At 74.9% G+C, this 22,193-nt stretch carries 14 protein-coding genes and 2 pseudogenes; 4 read left to right on the top strand and 12 right to left on the bottom strand.

Annotated elements, in window-relative coordinates:
* Positions 1 to 56: 56 nt before the first annotated feature.
* The 9 genes and pseudogenes from AY578_RS11210 to AY578_RS11165 form a co-directional block, all read right to left on the bottom strand.
* Positions 57 to 1,317: pseudogene (locus AY578_RS11210) on the bottom strand (PP2C family protein-serine/threonine phosphatase).
* 804 nt (positions 1,318 to 2,121) lie between these two features.
* Positions 2,122 to 4,686 (bottom strand): serine/threonine-protein kinase, encoded by a 2,565-nt coding sequence (locus AY578_RS11200; protein WP_258902318.1) that lies wholly within the window; start codon positions 4,684 to 4,686, stop codon positions 2,122 to 2,124.
* Entirely contained in the window at positions 4,683 to 6,029 is a 1,347-nt protein-coding gene (locus AY578_RS11195) for a coiled-coil domain-containing protein (RefSeq protein WP_136239399.1), read from the bottom strand. The genes AY578_RS11200 and AY578_RS11195 overlap by 4 nt, the downstream gene beginning before the upstream one ends.
* A 64-nt stretch (positions 6,030 to 6,093) precedes the next feature.
* Positions 6,094 to 7,152 (bottom strand): glutamate ABC transporter substrate-binding protein, encoded by a 1,059-nt coding sequence (locus AY578_RS11190; RefSeq protein ID WP_215049347.1) that lies wholly within the window; start codon positions 7,150 to 7,152, stop codon positions 6,094 to 6,096.
* Between the two features lie 47 nt (positions 7,153 to 7,199).
* Entirely contained in the window at positions 7,200 to 8,648 is a 1,449-nt protein-coding gene (locus AY578_RS11185; RefSeq protein WP_019527615.1) for a GlnX family signal transduction membrane protein, read from the bottom strand.
* A gap of 419 nt (positions 8,649 to 9,067) precedes the next feature.
* Entirely contained in the window at positions 9,068 to 10,036 is a 969-nt protein-coding gene (locus AY578_RS11180; protein WP_019527616.1) for an N-acetylglucosamine kinase, read from the bottom strand.
* Positions 10,027 to 11,283: a 6-phospho-beta-glucosidase gene (locus AY578_RS11175; RefSeq protein ID WP_019527617.1), complete on the bottom strand. Its 1,257-nt coding sequence runs from the start codon at positions 11,281 to 11,283 to the stop codon at positions 10,027 to 10,029. Before AY578_RS11175 ends, AY578_RS11180 begins: the two co-directional genes overlap by 10 nt.
* An 11-nt stretch (positions 11,284 to 11,294) precedes the next feature.
* Positions 11,295 to 12,515, bottom strand: coding sequence for an ROK family transcriptional regulator (locus tag AY578_RS11170; RefSeq protein ID WP_136239401.1), 1,221 nt, complete (start codon positions 12,513 to 12,515; stop codon positions 11,295 to 11,297).
* Between the two features lie 206 nt (positions 12,516 to 12,721).
* The gene (locus tag AY578_RS11165) at positions 12,722 to 13,807 is read right to left on the bottom strand and encodes a mechanosensitive ion channel family protein (protein ID WP_026244246.1); all 1,086 of its coding nucleotides are present in this window, start codon (positions 13,805 to 13,807) and stop codon (positions 12,722 to 12,724) included.
* 314 nt (positions 13,808 to 14,121) lie between these two features.
* Between AY578_RS11165 and AY578_RS11160 the strand changes: the two genes are divergently transcribed.
* A complete protein-coding gene (locus AY578_RS11160; RefSeq protein ID WP_006133642.1) occupies positions 14,122 to 14,658 on the top strand; it encodes an HNH endonuclease in 537 nt (178 codons plus the stop codon).
* Between the two features lie 465 nt (positions 14,659 to 15,123).
* On the opposite strand, the gene AY578_RS33830 is transcribed toward AY578_RS11160, so the two are convergent.
* From AY578_RS33830 to AY578_RS11145, 3 genes and pseudogenes are all read right to left on the bottom strand, one after another.
* Positions 15,124 to 15,381: a hypothetical protein gene (locus AY578_RS33830; protein ID WP_337663094.1), complete on the bottom strand. Its 258-nt coding sequence runs from the start codon at positions 15,379 to 15,381 to the stop codon at positions 15,124 to 15,126.
* Between the two features lie 547 nt (positions 15,382 to 15,928).
* Positions 15,929 to 16,075: pseudogene (locus AY578_RS11150) on the bottom strand (ABC transporter ATP-binding protein); the annotation flags it as partial.
* A gap of 81 nt (positions 16,076 to 16,156) precedes the next feature.
* Entirely contained in the window at positions 16,157 to 19,036 is a 2,880-nt protein-coding gene (locus tag AY578_RS11145; RefSeq protein ID WP_258902317.1) for a glycoside hydrolase family 84 protein, read from the bottom strand.
* Positions 19,037 to 19,302: 266 nt separating this feature from the next.
* On the opposite strand from AY578_RS11145, the gene AY578_RS11140 reads away from it, so the two are divergent.
* The 3 genes from AY578_RS11140 (at position 19,303) to AY578_RS11130 (ending at position 22,064) form a co-directional block, all read left to right on the top strand.
* Entirely contained in the window at positions 19,303 to 19,599 is a 297-nt protein-coding gene (locus tag AY578_RS11140; RefSeq protein ID WP_019527622.1) for a hypothetical protein, read from the top strand.
* 1 nt (position 19,600) lies between these two features.
* Entirely contained in the window at positions 19,601 to 21,721 is a 2,121-nt protein-coding gene (gene malQ / locus AY578_RS11135; RefSeq protein ID WP_258902316.1) for a 4-alpha-glucanotransferase, read from the top strand.
* A 67-nt stretch (positions 21,722 to 21,788) separates the two neighbouring features.
* Positions 21,789 to 22,064: a hypothetical protein gene (locus AY578_RS11130; protein ID WP_019527624.1), complete on the top strand. Its 276-nt coding sequence runs from the start codon at positions 21,789 to 21,791 to the stop codon at positions 22,062 to 22,064.
* Positions 22,065 to 22,193 lie beyond the last annotated feature (129 nt).

Here is a 22,193-nt window from a genome sequence, read left to right as displayed (position 1 = left end):
GCGGGTGCGGCACACGCGTGCGTGCGTGTGCCGCGGTGGCGCGCGGTGTCGCGGCCTCAGGCCGATCCTGCCCCCTGCGGGACGGCCGGGAACGGCACCAGCGCCACTGTTACGTTGTCGTGCCCGCCGCCGTCGAGGGCGTGACCGACCAGCACACGGGCGGCGTGCAGGGGGCGCGCGGCGGCGTCGGCGGGCACCGCCTCGGCCATCTCGTCCGCGGACTCGGCGTAGTTCCACAGGCCGTCCGTGCAGACCACGACCACACCGGGGCGGTCGGGCTTGAACGCCGCGGTGTGCGGCTCCAGTTCGTACGCGTCAGCGCCGAGCCAGCCGGTGATGGCGTGCGCGCGGGGGTCGGCGTAGGCCTCGGCCTCGGCCATCAGGCCCGCGGCGACCATCTGCGCGGCCCACGAGTCGTCCTCGGTCAGCCGCGCCGCCGGGGCGGAACGGTCCACCGGGATCCAGTACGCCCGGCTGTCGCCGACCCAGCCCACGACCAGCAGACCGGCGGTCACCACCGCGCCGACGATCGTGCACGCGGGCGCGTTCTGCTGCGGGGCGTGCTCGCGGGCCTCCGCGGGCTGCTCGCCCGCCAGCGCGTTGACCGCCTCGGAGGCGGCGAGGATCGCCTCGTGCATCGCCTGCTGGGGGTGCGTGCCGCGCGGCAGGGCGTCGAGGAGGGACGCGTTCGCCGCGCGGGAGGCGGCGAGTGACGCCTCGTCGGGGCGGGTCGCCGACGAGACGCCGTCGCAGACGACCGCCAAGGACACGGGGGAGCCGTCGGGCAGCGTGGTCGTGCCGACGGCGAAGGCGTCCTCGTTGCGGTGGTGCCGCAGACCGCGGTCGCTGACCGCGGCGACGGGGCCGCGTTCCTGTTCCATGTGGTCCCGTTCGCGCGGCTGGGCGTGGCCGCAGTTCTCGCAGTAACCGTCGTCGTCCACCCGGCCGGCCCGGCACGCCACGCACACGGAGGCATGCGGCTCGGCCGCGACACGGGGGTCGGGCGCCTGCAGGGTGTAGTCGTCACCGGCGGCGCCGTCGTCCGCCGCCCGCCGGTCGCCGCGGACTCCTCCGGAGGGGGCGGGGTCGTCCGTGAACGGGGGTTCCCGCAACGGCCGCCGGGCGGCGGGGGGCTGCGCGTGTGCGGCCGGATCGGCCGCCGCCGGCGCGCGGGCCCGCCGGCGCGGCCCCGTCTCCCGCAGGGCTCCGCCCCGTCGCGTTCACGGCGGACGCCGGGTGGCCGACAGGACGCGCCCCCGAGGCGGCGGTGTCGCGGCCCAGGGGCCGCTGCGTGCGGCCGGGGGCGGGCGGGCTCACGCCGCCGGCCGGCGTGCTGTCACTCCGCGGCCGCGGCAGGCGCACCGGGAGCCGCCTGGTGCGCGGCCGCGTCTCCCGCTGGGCTTTCGCCCGTTGGGTGACCGGTGGGCCGCCGGGTATCCGGCGAGGGGTGCCGGGGTGCCGAGGTTCCCGGGCGGGGACGGCCTGGCCCGCCCCGGCCGCCGGGCGGCGCGGGCTGTGCGGGCGCACCTGCCGAGGGGATGGCCGGTCGGCTGCCGCCGGGTAGCCGTGCGCGCTGGCGACACCGCGTCACTTGCCGGCGTGGCGGAGCGCTGGGCGCCGCAGGACGCGGGGCGGGTTCCGTCGGGTGTGCGGTGGAACCCGCGGCGCGCGCTGCTCGCGGCGCGCTCGGGGCGCGGCAGGCGCACCGGAGAGCCGCCTGGTGCGCGGCCCCTTCTCCTGCGGGGCTTCCGCCCGTCGCGGGACCTGCGGACGCCGGGTACCCGGCAGGGTCCCCCGCCGGGGCCCCGGAGTACGGGCCGGGGGCGGCCGTGCGGCGCTGCTCGCGGGTGCCGGAGGGGCGGCCGGTGCGTGGGCCGGGGGTGCCGGAGGGGGCGGAGGGACCGCCCCCGGGGGCGGTGGGGGCGCCGACTGCGAGGGCCAAGACGCCGGCTGGGGCGGGACCGTCGCGGTCATCGCGATCGTCGGGTCGTCCGCCGGCCGGGCCGGCACCGCCGACACGTCGTATCCGCACGCACCGCAGAAACGATCACCCGACTCGAGGGGTTCCTCGCAGCTCGGGCATTTCGACAGCGCGGCCTGCTGGGGCATCTGCGACATCAACTACACCCACGTCCGGGGGCGGTAACGATTGGCACGTTCCACCAGGTCGATCCTCTCCTCGCCGCTGCGCGCCAGCCGGGCCAGCGTGCGGTACGAGCGCTCCAGGCCGAAGCGCAGCCCCCGCTCGTCCAGGCCGCTGCCGAGCAGCGTCCGCCCCCCGGCGGCGGGAGGAGCGGAACCCTGGCCCCCGGAGAGTACCCAGTCCAGTCCGCAACCGAGGACCTCCGCCGCCAACAGCTCGCGGCGCGCCGGATCCAGACCGTACGACTCCAGGGCCTCGACCTGTCCCGCGGCGGCGGCCAGGTCGTCCAGGAACGGCACGTCCGCCGCGGTGGCCGTGCGCCCCCGCAGCCGCGCCCTGACCGCCGCCACCCGGGCGGCGGTGCAGTGGATGGAGGATTCCGGCACCGACTCCAGCGTCCGCACGGCGCCGTGCCGGTCGCCGGCCGCCAGCTGCACCCGGGCCAGCCCGAACGCGGCGCTGACGTAGCTCGGGTCGGTGGACCACACCAGGCGGTAGTACTCGGCCGCGTTGTCCAGCTGCCCCAGCACCTCCGCGCACAGCCCCAGCGCCAGCTTCGGTGCGATCTCGCCCGGGAAGGCGTCGTAGATCGCGTCGAAGGCGAGCGCCGCGCCCTCGTGGTCGCCGGTGACGAGCGCGGCCACGCCCCGGTACCAGACCACCCGCCAGTCGTCGGCGTCCTCCGCCTCCAGCGCGGCCAGCGCCTCCAGCGCGGTCGCCCACTCGCCGGTCTCCAGCCGGGCCCGCACCGCGCGCAGCCGCGTCTCGGCCGACGGGTCGGGCACGGCGGCCAGCGCGTGGATCAGCTCGCCGGGCGCGGACGCCAGCAGACCGGCCAGGAAACCGGCGTTGGGGTCGGTGGGCTGGACGTGCGGCACGGGCAGCGCGAGGGCGGCCGTGGGGCAGTCCACGGGCCGCACCAGGGACGCGGGGGAGGGAGGCAGCGCGGGCGCCGGGACGGACGCGCCCTTACGGGTCCGGGTGCGGCGGGCGCCCAGCCGGGACACGTCGCCGTCCAGCACCGGGAACAACTCCGTGTCGGTCACCCGCAGTTCGGGACCGAACAGCGTCGACAGCGCCGGACGCGCCTGCCCCGACTGCAGCGAGACGACCTCCCGCAGCACGCCCGTCAGCTGCTCCGCCATCTCCTGCGCGGACGCGAACCTGCGCGCCGGGTCCGGGTCGGTGGCCCGTACGAGCAGCCGGTAGAAGGACTCGTACTGCCGGAACACCTCGATGGTGTCCGGGTCCGGCAGGGAGTCCGCGTAGACGGTGGTGTAGCCCTGGAAGTCGAAGGTGAGGACAGCGAGCGTACGGGCGACCGTGTACAGGTCGGAGGCGACGGACGGGCCGACCTCGGCGACCTCCGGCGCCTGGTAGCCGACCGTGCCGTAGATGGCCGACTCCTCGTCGTCCGTCCGCCGCACCGCGCCCATGTCGATCAGCTTCAGCTGGTCCTCGGTCTGGATCGCGTTGTCGACCTTGAAGTCGCAGTACAGCAGGTTGCGGCTGTGCAGATGCCCGAGCGCCTCCAGCGCCTCGATGCCGTACGCGCACGCCTGCTCCACCGGCAGCGGGTCGCGCCTTCCCTCCGGGGTGCGGCGGCCGTTGGCGATCTCCTTCAGCGACTTGCCGCCGACGTACTCCATGACGATGTAGCCGTCGAGGGAGCCGGTGCGCTGGTCGAGATGTTCCACGAAGTTGTAGATCCGCACGATGTTGGCGTGCTCGATCTCCGCGAGGAAGCGCCGCTCGGAGATGGCCGCCGCCATCGCGTCCTGGTCGCCCGTGTCGAGCAGGCCCTTCAGCACCACCCAGCGGTCGGCCACCGCGCGGTCCACGGCCAGGTAGATCCAGCCGAGCCCGCCGTGCGCCAGACAGCCCACCACCTCGTACTGGCCGTGCACCACGTCACCGGGGCGCAGCTTCGGCACGAACGAGTACGGGTGGCCGCACTTGGTGCAGAAGCCCTCCGTGCGGCCCGGCCGGTCGTTGCGGGCCCGGCCCACCGGCGCCCCGCAGTCCGACCGCGAGCAGAACCGCTTCCGCTCCGGCACCTCCGGGTTGTCCAGCACCATCCGCCGCGGATCGGGCCTCGGGATCGGCGGCACCTGCACCAGCCCCGCACCCAGCCGGCCCCGCCCCGAACTGCCCCCGCCCGAGCCGGAGCTGCGCACCGACACCGAACGGCCCGTCGAGGTCCGGCCGGACAGCGAACGGGACAGCCGCCCGGAGACGGAGCGGCGGGACTTCGACGACTGGGAGGACGTACGGGAGCTGCGGCCGCTGCGGCCGCTCCTGTTGCTGCCGGCGCCCCCGCTGCCCGAGCGGGCCCCGTGGGAGTCGTGGCCGCCCGCCGTGATGCCCGTCGGGGGCGAGGCCACCAGGCCCGTCGGCGACACCACCGGTGCCATGCCGCACGTGTCGCAGTACAGTTCGCCCCCGCCGACGTCGTCGTACGTGCCCTGGCAGTCGGGGCGCTGGCAGGCGGACCGCTCCTGCGCGGGGGCCGCGGGTGGTCCCTGTGTTCCCTGTTCGCTCATGTGCCCGGCCCCCTCCGGTCGTCCGGTCCTGCCCCCTGCCCCGGCACGCCGGGCGCCGCGCCCAGCAGCTCCGCCACCGCCTGCTGGTAGCGCAGCACCGCCTGCTCGGCCGCGCGCAGGTCGCACGGCGCGCTCCACAGCATGCGGCGCGCCTTCTCGTACCGCTCCACCAGCAGCGGGTCCTCGGCCAGACCGTGCCGGGACACCTTCGCCTTGTACGCGTCCAGCCGGCCGCGCAGCTCCGCGCGCACCGCGAGCGGCGCCGTGACGGCGGTCAACGACTCACGGGCGCGCAGCAGTTCGTCCTCCGCCTTCTGCTCCAGCGACTCGAGGAGCGGGGACAGCCGGTGCCACTGGGCGTGCCTGCGGTACTCCGCCGCCGTCGACAGCTGCTCCTGGAGCGCCGTCGGCGGGCCGCTGACCACCGGCACCTCCGTCGCCGCGATCTTCGCCAGCACCTCGCCGCGCGCGGTCCGCGCCTCCGCGAGGGTGCGGTCGGCGCGGGAGAGGACGTCGCGGAGACGGACGATGCGCTTCTCGGCGTCCTGACGGACCGCCAGCACCGCGTCGATCTCGCGGCGGACGTCCTCCAGGGCGCGGGCCTCGCGGTCGTAGACGGTGGTGTCGGGTTTACCGCCGCCGGGGGCCGAGCTGCCCTCCGCCGGCTTCCAGAACGCGAGGGGATCGGACACGACTTGTTCACGCAGCTTCTTGAGCGTGCGGGTGATCCGTTCCAGGTCGTCGCCTGCCGGGTGCTCGCCCGGGCGCACCCCGACGGAGTGCGCCAGTCCGCTCGTGCGCCGGAGTTCCGCCGACAGTAAGTCGATGCGGGCGGGGAGGGCGGACCAGACCGCGTCCGCGGCGACCACCATGTCCAGCGACGTCGCGTACAGCTCGTTCATACGGTCGACGAGGGTGGAGAGCGAGTAGCGCTCGCTGAGCACGCCCGGCCCCGCCTGACCGCCGTGCAGCGTCGGCGCGTTGGAGGTGGCCGCGGCGCTCCCGGCGACCGTGACCGGCTCGCCGCGCAGCAGCTCCGTCAGCTCCACCAGGTCCTCGCGGCTGGACCAGCGGCGCCGGGCGCGGATCTCCCGCGCCCTGCGCAGCACGTCCGTGTACGCGTCGAAGTACGTCCACAGCAGCGTGATCGCCGCCTCCGTGGACGTCCACCGCTCGGCGGTGACGCCCGTCAGCCGGGCGCCCTCCAGCAGTCGTCGGCCCGCGTGGTCCTGCAGGGCGAGGAGCGAGGTCTCGATCGCCTCGTGCTCCTGGCCGAGCCGCGCCAGCGCACGGTCCACCTCGTCCCGGTCCATCACCGGCCCGGCGGGATCCGTGTCGGCCATCGATCACCTCTCGCTGCGGGGGAATTCGGTCTGGTGCGGTGCGGTCGGGGGTCACCCGGTGCGGTCAGCTGCGGCGCAGGTACTCAGGGGTCGGGGGCCTCGACGCCGACGGGTCGTCGTCCAGCGTGGCGGACAGCCACTTCGTGTACGACGCCTGCCAGCCGGTCGCCGTGTCCTGCCGGAAGTCCACCAGGATCTGGTTGACCCGGCGCACCAGGTCGTCCGCGTCCTTCTTCATCGCCACGCCGTAGTACTCGGTCGTGAACGCCTCGCCCTTGAGCTCCACCGTCGGATCCTGCGCGGCCTGACTCGCCGCGAGGGCGCCGTCGTTGACGACCGCGTCCACCTCGCCGAGCTGCAGCCGCACCAGGCAGTCCAGTTGGTTCGGCACGGTCGTGGAGATGTCCGTCGACGCCGGCAGGTCGCCGCTCTCGCGGTCCTCCTCCAGCTTCGCGTGCGCCGTCGAGCCCTTCGCCGTGCAGATCCTGTGGTGCGCGAGCGTCTCGTCGTAGCCGGTGACGGGGCTGGACTTCGGCGCCAGCACCTGCTGGCCCGTCTTGAAGTAGGGCGCGGAGAACGCCACGTCCTGCAGGCGTGAGCAGTTGATCGTCATCGTGCGGACCACGAGGTCCACCCGGCCGTCCTGGATCGCCGGGATGCGCTGGTCCGTCGGGATCGCCTTGAACTGCACCGCGTCCGGGTCGCCGAGGATGTCCTCCGCGATGCGGTGCACCAGGTCGATGTCGAAGCCCTCCAGGCGGCCGCTCTCGCCGCCGTTCGGGTCGCGGTAGCCCCAGCGGTAGCTGTTCTGGTCCACGCCGACGACCAGTTTGCGCTTCTCGCCCGGGCGGTTCTTGATCGCCGTGATCGTGGGTCCGTCGGCGCGGGACGGGGACAGGGTCTGCTTCTCGGGGGCCTCGCAGTCGTCCGCCGCGCGGGGGGCGTCCGCCGTGCGGGCCTGGGCGGTGCGGTCGCCCGCGCGGTGGGGATCGGACGCCTGTGAGGCGACCGATCCCGTGCAGGTCACGGCGAGGGCGAACACGACGGCGAGGGCGCAGGCCGCCGCCATCGCGCCCACCCCGCCCCAGCCCTTCAGGCGGGCCCGCAGGTGTCGTGCGTGCATCGTGATCGCCTCCTTCGGGTTCGTCGTCCACCGTGGGCCACCGGAATTCATCGGTACTCCGAAAGCCTGCGGCCGATGCCCAGCACCGCGCCCGCCGCACCCAGCACGGCGAGGACCGCCGCGCCCGTCGGCAGGCCCGTCAGCGCGTCCCGGCCGTCGCCGGCCGCCGTCGCGAACTCGGCCTCCTCGTGCTTCAGCGCCGTCGCCAGGTTCGCGTCGACCGCGTCGAAGCATTCGCCCGTCGCGCCCTTCGCGCCGATCACCATGTCCAGCGCCTGCTGGTAGTTGCCGTTCTCGTCCTGCTCGCGGGCGGCCGCGTGACGCTTCTTCCACTCCGTCATGTTGCCCACGGCCGCGGTGACCGGCTTCTCGCCGGTGTCGTCGTCCGCGAGGCGTCGGGCGTGGGCGAGGCCCTTGGCGAGGGTGTCGATCTCGCGGGTGAAGTCGTGGTCGTAGGCGTCGAGGGTCTTGTCGCCGACCTTCGTCGTCTCCGCGCCCCGGGCGACCAGGGTGAGGTTCTCGTTGCCGCGTGCCTTGAGCGAGGCGATACGGGCGTCGTGGAGGACGGCGAGGGACCGGACACCGTGGTCGTAGGAGTCGTCGAGGCGGCTGCGGGCGAGGGTGTGGCCGGCGGTCAGCCAGAGGAGCACGATGGCGGCCGCCGTCGTCGCCGCCACGAGGCCGTGGTTGAGGACGCGGTTCGTGCGGAGGTACGAGCGGCGCTGCACCCAGGCGAGGGCGGCGAGGGTGACCAGGCCCAGAGCGATCGCCGGCCAGGGGTACGGGGTCGCGTCCGCGTAGTCCGCGCGCAGGCGTTCGTTCTCCTTGGTGTAGAGGTCCTGGGCGGCCGGGAGCATCTCCTGCTGCATCTTCTCGTTGGCGTAGCGCAGGTAGGCGCCGCCCACGGGGTAGCCCTGGCGGTTGTATGTGCGGGCACGCTCGACCAGCCCCTTGTACTCGGGGAGGAGGCGGTTGAGCTTGGTGATCGTCTCCGTGGAGGGGCTGCCTGGCTCTGCGTTCGCTGCGGCGTTCACCAGTTTCGCCGCGGCTGTGGCGATGTCGCGTTCGTAGCGGTCGCGGGTGGCCGCGGATTCCTGGCCGCCTGCGAGGAAGCCGCTGCTCGCGGCGGTGTTCGCGTCCGCGAGGGAGCGGTAGATGTCGGCGGCGTCCGAGGTGAGGGGCTGGCTGCTCGTGAGGACCGCGTCCGCCGCCGCTGCTCGGTCGGTCATCTGCCAGGCCGTCACCGCGCCGAACGCCACGACGAGTGCGGCCAGGACCGCGCCGATGATGCGGAGGCGGCCGGGTTCCGTGGTGGCGGCGTGGCGGAGCTGGTCGACGCCCTCGGCGAAGGCGGTGCGGCGGCGGGTGGGGGCTGTGGGGGGCGCGGGGGGTGAGGCCGGTGCGGGGGTGGTGCTGCCGAGGGCCGTGGGGGACGGCTGCTGGGGCGGGATCGCGGGCAGCGTCGGTGGTGCGCCCGTGTTCGGTGTGTGTGTCATCTGACCTCCCCCATGGTCATCCTCCGCGGCAAGTATCGCCGTCGGGCGCGACATCCGCACCGGCCTTGGCACGATCTTGATCCCCTTGCAGGGTGACGGCCGCGAGTTCCGGCCGCCGCACCCCACCCTGCCCAGGAACACGCCCGGGAAATCCGTTCGGTTCCGGGACGTCGTGCCCGGGGGTGGGGTTGTGTCGGGCCTGTGAGAGGGGGCTGAGGTTCGAGGCCTGCGGCGCATCGTTCCGCTCGGTGGGGGTGCTGTCGCGCCTGCGGTGGGTTGGGGGTCGGGGCCGCGGTGGGGGTGCCCGTCCTCGGTCCGGCGCGACTGCGCTTCTCGGACAGCTCAGGGCGCGGACGCGCCGGCCGCTGCGGGCGGGCACCCCCAGCCCGTCCCCGTCCCGCCGTACGCGGCCGACGCGTTCACATGTACTGCGCGCGCAGGCGGTCGTGTGCCTCCCGGGGGGCTTCCACGTCGTCCAGGCCGAGGAGGGCCGCCCCCAGGACCGGGCGCGCCGTCACCACGTGCGGTACGGCCTTGGGGGCTGCGGCGGAGAGGCGGGTGCGGATGCCTTCCGTGAGGAGGGGGTGGTTCGCTGCCAGGACGCTGCCTCCGAGGAGGACCGGGGTCTCATCGGTGAGGAGGTCCAGGCGGGTGAGGGCGACCGTGGCCATCGTGACGATTTCGGTGGCCTGGTGGTCGATGACGCCGCGGGCTGTGGGGTCGCCCTGCGCTGCGGTGGCGAAGAGGACCGGTGTCGCCTCGTGGCGGCGCAGGTGCGGGATGCGGTTGAGGTGCAGGGCCTCGATCAGGGCGGGCATGTCGGGGACGCCGTAGTGGGCGGGGAGGGTGGTGGAGAGGGCCGTGGGTTCGCCTCGGCCGTCCGCTGCCCGGGCCGCGTGGTACAGCGCCTCCTCGGCCAGGGCCCAGCCGCCGCCCCAGTCGCCCGAGAAGCGGCCCAGGGCCGGGAAGCGTGCCGTACGGCCGTCGGGGCGCATGCCCACGCAGTTGATGCCCGCCCCGCAGACGACCGCCACGCCCCGGGGTTCCTCCACGCCCGCGCGGAGGATGGCGAACGTGTCGTTGCGGACGGTGACGGATTCCGACCAGGCGCGGGATGCGAGGGCCTCCGTGAGGTGCTCTTCCTCGACCGGGAGGTCCGCGTTCGCCAGGCAGGCCGAGACATGGGAGACCTTGGAGGTGCCTGCTGCGTGCAGGGCCTCGGTGATGGGGGCGCCCAGGGCTGCCATTGCCTTGTCCAGGCCGTCCGCGGGCGGCCGGAAGCCTCCTCCCCTGGCCGTCGACAGCACCGTGCCGTCCGGGGCGATCACCGCCACGTCCGTCTTGCTGTTGCCCGCGTCGACGGCGAGGACGGCTGCGGTCAGGCCCACGTGAGGTGCTCCCGGTTGTGCGCGATCAGGTCGTCGGTCAGGCGGTCCGCGTACGCGTACTGGCCGATCAGCGGGTGGGCCAGCAGGGCGCGGAAGACGCGGTCCCGGCCGCCGTGCAGGGCCGCCTCCAGGGCCAGGTCCTCGTACGCCGTCACGTTCGCCATCAAGCCCGTGAGGAGGGGGTCGAGTTCACGTACGGGGAGGGGCACCGCGCCCTTGGGTGTGATCGCTGCCGGTACTTCGATCACCGCGTCGTCGGGGAGGAAGGGGAGCGTGCCGTTGTTGAGGGTGTTGACCACCTGGTGCTGCGGGCCCGCGCTGCGGAGGAGGGCCGCTGCCAGGTCGACGGCCGCTTCCGAGTAGTACGCGCCGCCACGCTTGGCGAGGAGGGCCGGTTTCTCGTCGAGGGCCGGGTCCGCGTAGAGGGTGAGCAGTTCCTTTTCCATGCGCGCCACTTCGGCTGCCCGGGAGGGCTTGGTGCGCATCTCGGCCACCACTTCGTCGTGCGCGTAGAAGTAGCGGAGGTAGTAGGAGGGGACCACGCCCAGCGTGGTGAGGACGGGGAGGGGGAGGCGGAGGTCCGCGGCGATCTTCTCGCCGTGGTCCGCAAGGAGGCGCGGGAGGACGTTCTCGTCGTTCACGTGGACGGCCGTTTCCCACGTGAGGTGGTTGAGGCCCACGTGGTCCAGGTGGACCTCGGCGGGGTTCACGTCGAGGAGTGCCGCGAACTTGCGCTGGAGGCCGATCGCCACGTTGCACAGGCCCAGGGCCCTGTGGCCCTCCTTGAGCAGGGCGCGGGTCACGATGCCCACCGGGTTGGTGAAGTCGATGATCCACGCGTCGGGGTTGGTACGGCGGACCCGGTCGGCGATGTCCAGGACGACCGGGACCGTGCGCAGCGCCTTGGCCAGACCTCCGGCGCCCGTTGTCTCCTGGCCCACGCAGCCGCATTCCAGAGGCCACGTCTCGTCCTGGAGGCGCGCTGCCTGGCCGCCCACGCGGAGTTGCAGGAGGACCGCGTCCGCGCCTTCGACTGCCGCGTCCAGGTCGGTGGTCGTGGTGATGCGGCCCGGGTGGCCCAGGCGGGCGAAGATGCGGCGGGAGAGGGGGCCGATCAGGTCCAGGCGGTCGGTGGCCGGGTCGGTGAGGACCAGCTCCGTGATGGGCAGGACGTCCCTCAGCCGTGCGAAACCGTCGATGAGTTCGGGGGTGTAGGTCGAGCCTCCGCCGACCACGGTGAGTTTCATACGCGGTGTCCCTAGGATCGGCGCGAGGTGTCGAAGACCTCGTCGCGGGTCGTCGCGAGCGCGCTCTCCAGCGCGCCGCGCAGCACGGGGTGTTCACGGACGCCGGCGAGGACGAGACGCGGGCGGGAGGCGGCCAGCTCCGCCAGCTCGGCCTGGACCAGGTCGCGCAGCGGCTCGCCGCCCGCGGTGAGGACGGTGCCGCTCAGCACGACGAGCGCGGGATCGAGGACGGAGACCAGGGAGGCCAGGCCGGTCGCCAGACGGGTGGCGTAGGTGTGCAGCAGCGCGCGGTGCGGTTCCTCGCCGGGGCGGGCCGCGGCGCGCTCAAGCAGTGCCGCCGCCACCTCCGCGTACGGGCCGTCGGGGATGTCCTCGACGCCCAGCTCGCGGGCGAGGCGGGGTATCGCCTGGGCGCCGGCCAGCTCCTGGAAGCCGCCGCTGTTGGCCTTGGTGACCTGACGGACCAGCGGCGTGCCCGGCACCGGCAGGAAGCCGACCTCGCCGGCGCCGCCGGTGAACCCCCGGTGCAGCCGCCCGCCCAGCACCAGGGCCGCGCCCAGGCCCTCCTGGTTCCACAGCAGGACGAAGTCGCCGTGGCCGCGGGCCGCGCCCAGCCGCTGTTCGGCGAGGGCGGCCAGGTTGACGTCGTTCTCGTACTCGCACGGCATCGGCAGGGCCGCCGCCAGCTCGTCCAGCAGCGTGGGGGAGTGCCAGCCGGGCAGATGGGAGGCGTAACGCAGACGGCCGGTGTTCGGGTCGAACGCGCCGGGCGTGCCGATCACCGTGCGGTGGATGTCCGCGCGGGTCAGGCCCGCCGCCTTCACCGCGCCGTCCAGGGCCTCGGTGACCTGCTGGACGACCGGCACGGCGGGGCGGCGGCCGGGGGTGGGCAGTTCGTGGTGGCCGACGGTGCGGCCGGTGACGTCGGCGACGGCCGCGCGGATCCGGTACGGGTTCACGTCCAGCGCGGCGGCGTACGCGGCGGCCGGGTTCACGGCGTACAGCTGGGCGCCCGGGCCCGGGCGGCCCTCGGTGGTGCCGGTGGCGAGGACCAGTCCGGCCGCCTCCAGGCGGGCCAGGAGCTGGGACGCGGTCGGCTTCGACAGACCTGTGAGCTTGCCTGTCCGGGTGCGTGACAGCGGGCCGTGCTCCAGCAGGAGGTCCAGGGCGGCGCGGTCGTTCATGGCGCGCAGGACGCGCGGGGTGCCCGGTGTGCCGGCTATTCCTGCCATGGGGTGCGCCACCTGCCCTTCGTCGACCGCACGGCTTCTCAGCGGGCCGCGCGGGACGTCCATCCGGGAGAGACTGTCAGGAAGGTTTCCTGTCGGGTGGGAGGACGGTAGGCCCGGCGCGCAGGAGGCGTCAAGGGGTGGCCCGGACATGGCGGAGGGGCGGCGTCCGGGAGGTCCCGGGCGCCGCCCCTCCGCGGTTGTGGCGGTTACTTCGTGGTGTTCGGGCCCGGCAGCGGGGACGCGGCCATCGACTGCGGGGAGACCGAGCTGGCGTACGCGGACGGCGCGGCCACACCGGCCGCCGGATCCGCGGCCGGGGCGTCCTCCGTGGCCGTGGCGCCTCCGACGATACGGATGTCGTTCGCGTCGAAGGCGCGCTTGATGCGCCAGCGCAGCTCCCGCTCCACGGTGAGCGACTTGCCCGGCATCGTCTTCGCGGAGACCCGGACCACCATCGAGTCCAGCAGCACCGAGTCCAGGCCCAGCACCTCGACCGGGCTCCACAGGAGCTCATTCCAGGGCTCCTCCTTGCTGGTGCGCTCGGCGACCTCGCCGAGGACGGCCTTGACCCGGTCCAGGTCCTCGTCGGCGCGGACCGTGACGTCCACGTTGGCGGTCGCCCAGCCCTGCGAGAGGTTCCCTATGCGCTTGACCTCGCCGTTGCGGACGTACCAGATCTCGCCGTCGGCGCCGCGCAGCTTCGTCACCCGCAGGCCGACCTCGATCACCTCGCCGGTGGCCACGCCCGCGTCGATCGTGTCGCCGACGCCGTACTGGTCCTCCAGGATCATGAAGACGCCGGAGAGGAAGTCCGTGACCAGGTTCCGGGCGCCGAAACCGATCGCGACACCGGCCACACCGGCCGACGCCAGCAGCGGCGCGAGGTTGATCTGGAAGGTGCCCAGCACCATCAGCGCGGCCGTGCCCATGATCAGGAAGGACGCCACGGAGCGCAGCACCGAGCCGATCGCCATGGACCGCTGGCGGCGCCGCTCGGCGTTGACCAGCAGGCCCCCGAGCCCGCCGCCCTCCAGCGTCTGACCGGTGCGGGACATGCGGTCGACCAGCTTGGTGATGGCCCGCCGCACGAGCACCCGCAGCACCGCCGCGATCACCACGATGAGCAGCACCCGCAGCCCGATGGCGAGCCACGTCGACCAGTTCTCCTCGACCCAGCCGGCGGCGCTCGTGGCGCTCTCCTGGGCGTCCTGCAGCGAGGGGACCCGTGGGGTCTCCGTCTCCGCGGGGGTCGGTGAGGGGTCGGCTGCCGACAGGGCGGCGGACAAGGACACGGCGGGTACCTCCAGGTGCACGACCGTCCCCGGTGCGGGCGTCAAGACCGGCGGGATCACGAACAGGTCACCGGTGGGGACGGAACCACCACACTAACGGGGCATTGCGGGGGGATGGGCGGGACATGTGAAGAAGAGACCGCGCTCACCTGCGCTTGAACAGGCCATGATCCTGGGGATGTATCCGGGTGTGGTCGAAAACACTCCCAGCCCGTTACCGGGACATGGTGGCGCGTTCACCAGGCATGAGGGGAAACTGACTACGGATCGTCCCGGCGCGAGCCACGCGCCGCCGGCGTACAAGGAGGCCGTCCGTGCCGCATGTCCTGGTCCTCAACGCGTCGTACGAGCCGCTCGGCGTCGTACCGCTCCGCCGCGCGCTCGTGCTCGTCCTCGAGAACAAGGCAGTCTGCCTCGAGGAGACCGGCGCCTATCTGCACAGCGCGACCGTCACCGTCCCCGCACCCAGCGTGGTCCGGCTCAAGCGTTTCGTGCGGGTTCCCTACCGGGGGCCCGTTCCACTCACCCGCAGGGCGCTCTTCGCCCGTGACGGGGGCCGGTGCATGTACTGCGGTGGCGTCGCCACCAGCGTCGACCATGTCATCCCGCGCAGCCGCGGGGGCAAGCACGTCTGGGACAACGTGGTGGCGTCCTGCCGCCGCTGCAACCACGTGAAAGCCGACCGCCACCTCTTCGAACTGGGCTGGCGCCTGCGCCACAAGCCCGCCCCGCCGACGGGCCTGGCCTGGCGCATCATCGGCACGGGCCACCGCGACCCGCGCTGGCTGCCCTACCTCCAGCCGTACGGGGCGGACGACGCGCTGGCGCGGATCGACGGGATCTCGGCGTAAGGGGTACGCCGTGCGGTAGGGGGTGACGCCGGAGGGCGTCGGTTTCCTCGTCCGGCGGCGGCGCGGCAACCGGTCGCGCCGCCTGCACCGGCGGGCTGCCCGCGACCCGCTCGGCTCTCTTCCCCGCCGCCAGAAGCCCGTGTCCCGCGTCCGTCGTTCCCGGCGGCCGGCCCCGCGCGGCGTCGGCGTGGTGAAACCGGGCGGCGGACCCACCGACGGCCGGTCGGCGTCGTCGGAGCGCCCGGACCACGGGCGGGACGGGCGTGGCCGGGCCGGCAGCCGTCGTAGAGGTGTGCGGGTGCCGCACCGGGCGGGCGGAGTCACCATGCCGTCCGGCGCCGGCTCCCGCACCGCTTCACTCCGGGCGGTACGCACCGCCCCGGCGTCGCCCTGTCCCGGGGCCCGGTACGCCCCGCCCCGGCCCGGAAAGCTCCCCGCGCTTCCCGGACCGGGCGGTGCTCGCCGTCACGCGTACCGCGGCTCCGACGGGCGTGGCGTGCGGTGCGGCAGCGGCACGGCGGTGGCCGCTGCCCTGAGCGAGGCCGTGTGGACGGCGACCGGCACCAGCAGGACCGCCCACGGCGCCGACCAGCAGCCGCCCTCGGCGAGCGCGGCGTACCAGAGGCCGATCGCGCCGCCGCCGATGCCCGCGAGCAGCACGCCTGGGGCCAGGGGCAGGGCGGTCTCCAGGAGCAGCGCCCGGCCGAGGACCGCGCGCGGCACCCCGCCGCGGCCTGTGCCGCGAGCGTGCGGCGGCGGGTGGCGACGGACTCGGCGGGCCGACGCCGAGCCGGCCAGGTGATCACGAGCCCGACGGCCGATGGCCCGGCCGTCCGGTCGATGCCCGTCGCGCCGACCGCCAGGCAGGCCAGGCCGGCTCCGCCGCCCGCGATCCGCCGCACCGCCAGTCGCAGCCCCGTCGGCCGCAGCCCCGCCAGTCGCAGCCCCGTCGGCCGCAGCCCCTCCGGCCGCAGCCCCGTCGGCCGCCGGTCCCGGTGGACCGCGCCGAGCCGGGCGCTCTGCCCGACGAACCCGAGCACGGGGATCAGCAGGAGCAGCAGCGCGGCGATCACCCCCGACCGCTCCCCGGGGGCGTCCAGCAGCCCGTGCGCGACGGGGAAGTCGCGATGCCCACGCACCGACGCCGGCACCACCGCGCCCTGCGCGAGCGCGGCGGTGAGCAGGGCGCCGACGCCGGTCAGCGCGATCCGCCACCACTCGTGCCGGTCCGAGCCGCGCACCAGGTGCCGGGCCGGCCGCAGGTCCGCCGTCACGGGGTCACCGCAGGCGCGGGGTCCTCCTCCACGACCACGCCGTCGAGGAGGGACACCTCCCGGTCCGCATACGCGGCGGTCCGGGTGTCGTGCGTGATCAGCAGGACCGCGGTGCCCGCCTCGCGGGCCGTATGCGCCAGCGCCGAGTTCAGCGAGTCGTGGGTCGGGAACAAGTGACGGGCAGACAAGGAGAGGCCGGAGCGCCGCCCGGCCCCCCCGCGCGCTCAGTCCGCGACCGCGTACGCCTCCACCGACCACAGCGAGTACCCGTACCGCGTGGCCCGCTGTTCGCCCTGGACGCGGATGTGGCGGACGTCCGGCTCGTCCATGCGGACCGTCTCGTGGCCGCCACGGCTGTCGCGGACCTCCGCCGCCGTGCGCCAGGCGCGGCCGTCCTCGGAGACCTCCACGCGGTACGCCGAGGCGTGCGCGTCCTGCCAGTGCAGGTCGACCTTGCCCAGCCGCACCGGGCGGTCCAGCTCCACCTGCCACCACGCGTCGTCCTCGGCCGGCGACGACCAACGCGTGTGCGCGTCCCCGTCGTTGGCCGCCGACGCCGGGAAGTCGGGCGTCTCGTCCGCCGAGGACTCCGCGCGGCCGGTACGGGCCACGTCGGTGCCGTCGACGGGCGGTACCGCGTCCACGGTCAGCGTGCGGGCCGCGCCGCCGAAGCCGAGGCGGACGTCGTAGGACCGGGTCGGCGTGCCCGGCTTCACGGTCACCTCGACCGGCACCCGCACCGGCGTCCCGCGCGGCACGGACAGCGGCTTCTTCGGCACCCGCACCTCGACGCCCTCCGGCGCGTCCACGGTCAGCCGGTCCCGTACGTCTTCGGGGCGGGCCGAGCCCAGGGTGACCGTCAGAGTGCGGGTGCGGCCGATGTCGGCGTCGGCGCGGTCGCCGGGCAGTCCCACCACGGCGTCCGGCACGTCGGCGAACCACGGCACCACATGCCGTACCCGCTCCGGGTCCGCGTCCACGACGCGCACGGCGTCCACCGGCCGCTCGCCGGCGCGCAGTTCGGTGGCGCCCGCCGCGTCCAGCGCGCCGATACGCCGCCACGCCCCGGTCTCCGTACGCACCTCCACGGACCCCGTGGTGCCCGGTTCGGCCAGCACCGTCACCGTGTCCAGCACCCGGGCGCGCTCCAGCCGCAGCGCGCCGCCGTCGCTCCCCCCGGGCGCCTGCGCGATGCCCGCCCAGCTCTCGTACGCCGTGCGCGCCCGGTTCAGGAACGGTTCGAGGACGCCCTCGGCGACCGTCACCCGCTCCGACCTCAGCTCCGTGCGCAGCGCCTCCAGCCGCCGGTACGCGGCCCAGGCGTCCCCCGCGTCCCCGGCCTGCTGGGCGCGCAGCATGTCCAGCGCCGCCGTGCCCGCCTCGCCGTAGCGGGCGAGGTGCCCGGTCCAGGGGGTGATCTCGTCGGCGAGGGACGTGCCGGACAGCCGGCCGGGCAGTTCGCGCAGGTCGGTGAAGGCGGCGCGCAGCCGCCCGGCCGCCTCCGCCTCGCCCGCGCCGCGCGCGGCGGGCCGGGTGCGCCAGAACTCCTCGATCAGCGGCCGCAGATACGCGGCGTCCGTGCCGCCGAGCACCGAGGAGGCGGTGTTGCGGGCCAGGGCGGTCAGCGCCTTCTCGCGCCGCTTGTCACCGTCGGCCAGGTCGGCGATCGCGGCCCGCCAGGACTCCTGGGGGCGGTACTCGCGCGGGTTCCAGGCGAAGTCGGCGGCCGTGAAGAGGGGGATGCGGGACGCCTCGGGCTGCTCCATCGCGTTGGCGAGCAGCGCGGCCGAACCGACGGCCACGGCGGGCTCCCGGCCCTGGTAGGGGCCGAGGAACAGGCGCCCGGGCGCGTAGTCGTTGACCGGGTAGTTGTCCATCGTCACCAGCGGGTGGGCGAACACCTCACGGGCCTCCGACAGCTGACGGCCCGTGATGGTGCGGGGCACCACGCCGACGCCGGTCCACGCCACCTCGACGCCGTCGTCCAGCTCCCGCGCGAGCGCCCGCCGGTAGGCGGTGGAGCCGTCCTCGTAGTACTCGGTGGGCATCAGGGACAGCGCCGGTGCGCCCGCGTGCCGCTGCCGCAGATGCCGGGCGACCGCGTTGGCCACGTGCGCCTGGGCGCGGGCGGCCGCCTCGGGTCCGGAGCCGAACCGGTCGGCGTCCGCCCCGCAGTGCCACTCGCTGTAGCTGACGTCCTGGAACTGCACCTGGAAGGCGCGGAAGCCCAGCGCCCACATCGCGTCCAGCTTGCGGGTCAGCGCCCGCAGGTCGTCGTCGGAGGAGAAGCACATCGCCTGTCCGGGCGCGACGGCCCAGCCGAGGGTGACGTGGTTGCGGGCGGCCCGCTCGGCCAGCTCGCGGAACTCCGCGCGCAGTTCGGCCGGGTAGGGCTCGCGCCAGCGGGCCTGCCGGTACAGGTCGTCGCCGGGCGCGTAGAGGTACCGGTTCAGCTTGGCGCGGCCCATGAAGTCGAGCTGGCCGAGCCGCTGCCGGTGCGTCCAGGGGGTGCCGTAGAAGCCCTCCGTGATGCCGCGTACGGCGGTGGCGGGCCAGTCCCGTACGACGGCGGCGGCGATGGTGCCGTCGGGACGGACCAGACGGCGCAGGGTCTGCACGGCGTGGAACAGGCCGTCGCCGTCCGCGCCGGTGAGGGTCACGGAGCCGTCGCCGGAGGTGAGGGTGTAGCCGCCCGCCGGAAGGGCGTGACGGGGGTCGGCGGAGGCGCGTTCGCTGCCCGCGCGTACGACGAGCGCCCCCTCGGGCGCCGGTGCGCCGGGATAGGTGAACCGGAGCGCGCCGGCCTCCCGCAGGACGTCCTTCAGCGCCTCCACGGCGTACTGATCCGCCCCCCGCTCCACGGCCAGGGCGACCTCCTCGGTCACCCGGACCGGGGCGCCGTTCGCGCGCAGGGAGTGCGGGCGCGGCCAGATCGCCGGGACGTCCGCGGCGGCCTTCCCGGCCGGGTCGGCTGCGGGCGAACGGGCCGGATCCGGCGCGGTCGCGGCCGTCGCGGCGGGGGCGACGCCCAGGGACCCGGCGAGCACGGCGAGTGCGAGTGCGGTCCTCCGCGCGGACGCCGTTCTGCCACGCCACAGCTGCACGAGGCCCCTCCTGATCCCCCGGGACCGGCCGGCCTACGACCGGCGGCCGTGTCCATTCCGTTACCGAGACGCCCAGAGCCCACCACTCCTGGAGTGAACGTGTCAATCAGAGAGGGTGTTGTGGCGTATTTGTCCCCCTGGGGGGTGAGAGTGAAGGAAGAGAATGTGACCAGGTTCACGTTGAACGCCTTTGTGCGTCTGCGCTCGCGTCCGCTGGGTAGGGCTGCGAAATGACCCGCACGTCCGGCACGACGAGGAGGCCCTTGGTGACCGCAGCGGCATACGTCTTTCCCCCGGTCCTGTCCAAACCCGTGGCGGAGCACTCCGCGCCCGAGGCGGAGCACTCCGCCCACGACCCGCACGACTGCTTCCTCGGCGCCGAGGGCACCGGCGCCGAGGCGCCCCTGACCAGCGAACCCCCGCTGCCCGACGCCGAACCCCTCACCAGCGAACCGCCGCTCGCCGACGCCACCCCGCTGACCAGCGAGTCCGACTCCTTCTCCGACACCTCGGACTCCGCGGGCCTCGACTCCTTCCCGGCCCAGTACTCCCCGGAGCCCTAGCGTGACCGCGCCACGGCCGGACGGGACCCCCTCCGAGGCGCTGTCCCGGCTCGCCGCCCTGCACGGTGTCGCCACCTCCTACCGCCCCTCCCCGGACACGACGGTCCCGGCCTCGGCCGCCGCCGTCACGCGCGCCCTGGCCGCCCTCGGCGTCGACGCGTCCACCGAGGAGGCCGTCCGCGCCGCCCTGGCCGTGCGCGAACAGGAGATCGCCGAGCGGCTGCTGCCGCCCACCGTCGTCGCATGGGGCGCCCGCCCGCCCGAGGCGCTCGCCGCGCTGCCCGAAGGCGCCCGGCTGGAGATCCGCACCGAGGACGGCGGCACCCGCGCGTCCGCCGAGGACCTCCCGCCCGGCGTGCACCTGCTCACCGCCACCGCCCCCGACGGGCGCACCGCCCGCGCCCATCTGATCGTCGCGCCGCCCCGGCTGCCCGCCGTCGAGGGGCGCTCGTACGGGCTGCTGGTGCAGCTGTACTCCCTGCTCTCCCGCCGCTCCTGGGGCATGGGCGACCTCGCCGACCTCGGTGAGCTGGCCGCATGGGCCGGACGCGCGCTCGGCGCCGGGTTCGTGCAGGTGAACCCGCTGCACGCGGCCGTTCCCGGACCCCCGACGGACCCGTCCCCGTACCGCCCCTCCTCGCGCCGCTTCCCCGACCCCGTGCACCTGCGGGTCGAGGCCGTGCCCGAGTTCGCGTACGTCGAGGACCGCGAGCGGCTGCACGCCCTGCTCGAGCGGGCGGCGCGGCTGCGCGAGGCGGTGCTCGGCAAGGGCGAGCTGATCGACCGGGACGCCGTCTGGGACGCCAAGCGGGAGGCCCTCGACCTGGTGCGGACGGTCCCGCTCGGCCCCGGCCGCGCCGCCGCCCTGCGCGCCTTCCGCGCCGAGCAGGGGCAGGCCCTGGAGGACCACGCCACCTGGTACGCGCTCGCCGAGGCGCACGGCCCCGACTGGCGCCGCTGGCCCGCCCCGCTGCGCGACCCCCGCTCGGCGGAGACCGCCCGCGCCCGCGAGGAGCTGCGGGACCGCGTCGACTTCCAATCCTGGCTCGTCTGGCTCACCGACGCCCAGCTCACCGCCGCCCAGCGGGCCGCGCGAGAGGCCGGGATGGGCGTGGGGATCGTGCACGACCTGGCCGTCGGCGTGCATCCCACCGGCGCGGACGCCTGGGCGCAGCAGGATCATTTCGCGCCCGGCATGTCCGTCGGCGCGCCCCCGGACGCCTTCAACGCGCGCGGCCAGGACTGGGGGCTGCCGCCCTGGCGCCCCGACCGGCTCGCGGAGAGCGGGTACGCCCCCTTCCGCGACCTGCTGCGGGGCCTCTTCCGGTACGCGGGCGCCCTGCGCATCGACCATGTGATGGGCCTGTTCCGGCTCTGGTGGGTGCCCGAGGGCCTCCCGCCCACGGAGGGGACGTACGTCCGCTACGACGCCGAGGCCATGCTCGCCGTGCTCGTCCTGGAGGCGTCCCGCGCCGGGTCCCTGGTGATCGGCGAGGACCTCGGGACGGTCGAGCCCGGGGTGCGCGAGGCGCTGCGCGAGCGGGGGGTGTACGGGACGTCGGTGCTGTGGTTCGAGCGGGACTGGGAGGGCGACCGCCGCCCGCTGCCGCCGGAGCGCTGGCGCGCCGACTGCCTGGCCACGGCCACCACCCACGACCTGCCGTCCACTGCGGCCCGCCTCACCGGCGAGCATGTGGAGCTGCGCGACCGGCTGGACCTGCTCACCCGGCCCCTCGCCGAGGAGCGGGCGGAGGCGGAGGCGGACGTGGGCGAGTGGCTGGAACGGCTGGAGGAGCTGGGGCTGCTGCCCGCGACGGCGGAAGGCGGCTCCGACGCCTCCCGGGAGGAGGCCGGCATCCAGGCGGTGTACCGCTACCTGCTGCGCACCCCCGCGCGCATGGTCGGCGTGTGGCTGCCGGACGGCATCGGGGACCGGCGGCCGCAGAACCTGCCCGGCACCTGGGACCAGTACCCGAACTGGCGGCTGCCCGTCGCCGACGCGGAGGGGCGCCCCGTGACCCTGGAGGACCTGGCCGCGTCCCCCCGGCTGCGGAGGCTGACCGACGTGCTGCGCGCCGACGCCCCGCCGGCCCCCGACCGGCCCGCCCCGCCCGCCCCCTGACCGGCCCGCGCGCCCGTTGGACACCCCGGGCGCGCGGCCCCCGACCGCGTTCGATACTTTGGGGACCGTGGACAAGAAGAACGCCCTGCGCGCCGGCGCCCTGGCAGCCGGTACGACGCTGATGATGCTGCTCATGTCGTCCCCCGCGCTCGCGCTCAACCGCGACGACGGCGACGACCCCGGCACGGGCCTGAGCGTCATCGAGACGCTGGGCCTCTACGTCCTGCTCCCGATCGGGCTCTTCGTGGTCATCGCCGGTCTGGTGATGGTGGCCGACAAGTCCCACCAGAAGAAGGACCCGACGAGCTCCAACGTCCGGACCAAGGCGGACGCCAAGGCCTGACACCGGGCCCGCTCGCCCGAGCGGTCCGCACGCGCGCTTTTCTCGAAGGGCGCCGGCACCTCGCCGGCGCCCTTCGGCGTGTGTCGGCGGGGGCCTGGGGCCTGTCCGGCGGATCAAGTCGGGGGAAAG

It is taken from the genome of Streptomyces thermocarboxydus (assembly GCF_024760485.1).
Lineage (GTDB): Bacteria > Actinomycetota > Actinomycetes > Streptomycetales > Streptomycetaceae > Streptomyces > Streptomyces cellulosae.
This window is presented reverse-complemented; position numbering and strand designations above follow the sequence as displayed.

What these genes read in the sequence shown, in the direction of transcription:
- AY578_RS11200 (WP_258902318.1), bottom strand. Translation starts at nt 4,686, where the DNA reads ATGAGCGAACAGGGAACACAGGGACCACCCGCGGCCCCCGCGCAGGAG.
- AY578_RS11195 (WP_136239399.1), bottom strand. Translation starts at nt 6,029, where the DNA reads ATGGCCGACACGGATCCCGCCGGGCCGGTGATGGACCGGGACGAGGTG.
- AY578_RS11190 (WP_215049347.1), bottom strand. Translation starts at nt 7,152, where the DNA reads ATGCACGCACGACACCTGCGGGCCCGCCTGAAGGGCTGGGGCGGGGTG.
- AY578_RS11185 (WP_019527615.1), bottom strand. Translation starts at nt 8,648, where the DNA reads ATGACACACACACCGAACACGGGCGCACCACCGACGCTGCCCGCGATC.
- AY578_RS11175 (WP_019527617.1), bottom strand. Translation starts at nt 11,283, where the DNA reads ATGAAACTCACCGTGGTCGGCGGAGGCTCGACCTACACCCCCGAACTC.
- AY578_RS11170 (WP_136239401.1), bottom strand. Translation starts at nt 12,515, where the DNA reads ATGGCAGGAATAGCCGGCACACCGGGCACCCCGCGCGTCCTGCGCGCC.